The organism is Methylocaldum sp., assembly GCF_039794385.1.
Classification (GTDB): Bacteria; Pseudomonadota; Gammaproteobacteria; order Methylococcales; family Methylococcaceae; genus Methylocaldum.
The window spans coordinates 1-2996 of record NZ_JBDIVO010000465.1 but is presented as its reverse complement, the minus strand read 5'-3'; the positions used below and the strand labels follow the sequence as shown (position 1 = coordinate 2996).

3 protein-coding genes are annotated in these 2996 nt (G+C 62.6%); 1 reads left to right on the top strand and 2 read right to left on the bottom strand.

Translation table 11 applies throughout. From position 1 onward, the window contains the following. Positions 1–824, bottom strand: an 824-nt coding sequence (locus tag ABJK70_RS22790; protein WP_347259230.1) for a LysR substrate-binding domain-containing protein, incomplete at its 3' end; no start/stop codon positions are given. A 57-nt stretch (positions 825–881) separates the two neighbouring features. Further along, entirely contained in the window at positions 882–1976 is a 1095-nt protein-coding gene (locus ABJK70_RS22785) for a DUF3047 domain-containing protein (protein ID WP_347259229.1), read from the bottom strand. A gap of 143 nt (positions 1977–2119) precedes the next feature. Between ABJK70_RS22785 and ABJK70_RS22780 the strand changes: the two genes are divergently transcribed. Beyond that, positions 2120–2923, top strand: a complete 804-nt coding sequence (locus ABJK70_RS22780; protein WP_168183764.1) for an AraC family transcriptional regulator — start codon at positions 2120–2122, stop codon at positions 2921–2923. Positions 2924–2996 lie beyond the last annotated feature (73 nt).

The following is a 2996-nucleotide window of genomic DNA, read 5'->3' as shown; positions in this document are numbered from 1 at the left end:
CGGACGCAGAGATGAAGCCGGCGCTTTGCCCAGTCATCGTTCAAAACGACCGGCACCAGTCCCAGCGATGCGGTATAAGGCGTCGTGGCGGCCCGCGGCACCACGCCGATGCCGAGCCCCGCCGCCACCATGGCGCAGACGGCGTCGAAGCTGGTAACCCGTATCTTGAGATTGAGCGGCCGGCCCGCATCGGCGGCGGCGCGGAGTAGCCGGTAGTGCAGCGAGCTGTCGCTGTGGAGCCCGACGAAATCCGAGTCCAGCGTCTCGCAAAAATCGACGCGCTCGCGCGAAGCCAGCGGATGGTCCGGCTGAACGATCAGGACCAGTTCGTCTTCGCGGAACGGAATCATCATGAGCCCGTCCTCGGCGGCTATCTCGCTCACGATGCCCAAATCGGCAAGATTGTCGGCTACGGCCCGGACGACGACGCCGCTCACGTGCTCTTCCAGGTGTACCTGAATCTCCGGATGGGCCGACAGAAACGAGGCGAGCGCCGAAGGCAGGAATTCCACGATGGCCGAGATGTTGGCGAATACCCGCACCTGCCCTCGAACTCCCGCCGAATAGCCGCGCAGCTCCCGGTCCAGTTGCCCGGCCTGATGCAGGACGGCGCGGGCGCGTACGAGCAATGCAAGGCCGGCCGGCGTCGGCGCGACGCCCTTGCTGCTCCGCACCAGCAGCGCCGTACCGTACCCCGCTTCGAGATCCGACAGCCGCTTGCTGACGGCCGAAGCGACCGTATGACAGTGCTCGGCCGCCTTGGCAATGCTGCCGGCCTCGGCCACGGCGACAAACAGTTCGAGATCGCGTAAATCGAAATGCATGGATTGGTCCCGTCAACGATAACGCCGTTGCGTTAAGCCGCCACGACGCAGCCGGGCTTATTGTATCGACGTCACCCCTTCCCTCGTCACGAACTCGATGCCGGAATACCGGCATTCTCCTTCCCGCCCCTGAAAGAAGCTCACTGCGATCAGCCACACCCGCACGATGCGAGCCGGCGGCGGGCCGCCGATGAAGTCCAGGTAATCGCGGTGGACATCGCGCTCCTCGTTGAACCAATCGCCCAGACCCTCGCGGCCGGAACGGATCGCCACATGGGTTTCGCGCGCGGTCCAGGTGGGAATCGGGCAGCGGTAGGCGGTGCCCACGGGCAGCTCGGCGCTCCAGTAATAGGTGATGTCCTGGCCGTTGTCGAATTCCACGGCGATGCTCATGTAATCGTGGGTCGCGAGCGTGTCCTCGCGCACCTCCGAGGGCAGGCGATCCATGCGCCAGGCCCAGCGCAAGCGCGTGTTCGGCTCGAATGGCAGGGAAACGTCCTTCTGCAACAAACCCACATCGCGATGGGTGTGGCAGCAGATGGCCGGTTCCTTTTCCGGAGTCCGGCAGGATCGGTAGATTTCCGCAGGCCCCACGAACCACAGATAGTTCCAACCTGGCGGCGGGACGACCGGATCGGTCAAACGGTCGATTTCGGACGCGACTAGGCCGTCCACGTCGCCGAGCGCCGCCAGCCTTTTCAGCCCTTCGATCGGTTCGACCCGCCAGCGTACGATCAAGGCCGCCAGGCAACCGCTCGCCTGCTCGTAGACTTCGTCCGGCGTCGCCAACTCGCCGGTTCGGGTGGCCCATTCGCCGGGAAAATAGCTGGCGAGATACAGCCGATCCGGCTTTTCTACGGCGAAGGTATTGCTCGCTCGGGTGCCGCGGAAGATTTCGCCGTCCGGACCGATTCGGCACCATAGCTGGAAATCGGCGCCGAACCAGAGATCGGTGCCCTTGAGGCAGGTCTTGCCCACGGCAAAGGTGGTCACCCGCTCGCCCGCGGACAAGTCGATGCCGGTATCCAGCCAGGGTTTTCGATCCGAGGGAATATCGATGAAGGCGTAATCGATCATATTGTCCTTTGAGAGCTGGCTCAGCAAAGCCTCGAAACGCGATTGAAATTCCGTGCGTGTCAATGTGTCGTTCATGGAAATCCTCCCGGAAAAGTTCTGGAAAACGCCGGTTCCGGTTCATTATGATGGACGGCGTATCACTATGGATTGCCGAGCCGCCAGACCGTCTCCGCCTATGGCCGGCGCTCGGGATTGTACTCACGTCTCGCCGACAGGACTTGCATAAACTGGCTATGCGCGCGCTTTATCCCGGGACTTCGCAGCTTTACATGGGACACGGACGGGTACTCTATTGCGGTCCGATCCAGCATCTGGAAACCCACGTCTATGGCGCCAACGTGCTGCACGTGGGCATCTATCGCCCGTTTCGGATCAGGCTGGCAGACGGCGAATGGCGGAGTTGCCGTTGCGCGGTGGTGCCCGCGGGGATTCGGCATGCCCTGGATATGGCCGGCGGCGTGCACGGAAAGCTGTTCGTGGAGCGAAACGGCCCCGACGCGACAGGATTCCGGAAGCGTTTTCCGTATTCGGAAACGACAGTAAGGTTTTTCGAGGATGCGGAAACGATCGAATGCTTTCGCTGGGTCCACGAGGAAGACCCGAACCGTATCGCCGTCGAACAGCGCCTGGATCGGCTGCTGAATACCCGCGATCAGCCGCCGATCGAGTTGGATGAACGCATTCGGCAGGTCATCGAGCGAATTTGCCGCGAGCCGGACCGGAATTTCTCGCAAGAGGAGTTGGCGAAGCTGGTCGACCTTTCACCCTCCCGCTTCCTTCATCTGTTCCGCCAGTGCACCGGCCTGCCTTACCGTCGATTCCGTCTGTGGAAGCGGATGGTGTCGGCCTTGGAGCTGCTGCATGCCAGCGACACTCTGACCCGCGCCGCGCTGGACGCGGGTTTCGCCGACGCGACGCATTTCAGCCACAGCTTTCGCGATACCTTCGGCGTGAACCCCGCGCCCGTTTTCAGGAATATCGGCCGCTTCGAAGTGAGCCCCGAAATGGTGGATAAACGATAAGCGTCTTCGTCGGCAAGGGATTGCCGACCTACAACCGTGTCGCCCCGTAGGTCGGGAATCCTTTCCCGACGCC

What these genes read in the sequence shown, in the direction of transcription:
- ABJK70_RS22785 (WP_347259229.1), bottom strand. Translation starts at nt 1,976, where the DNA reads ATGAACGACACATTGACACGCACGGAATTTCAATCGCGTTTCGAGGCT.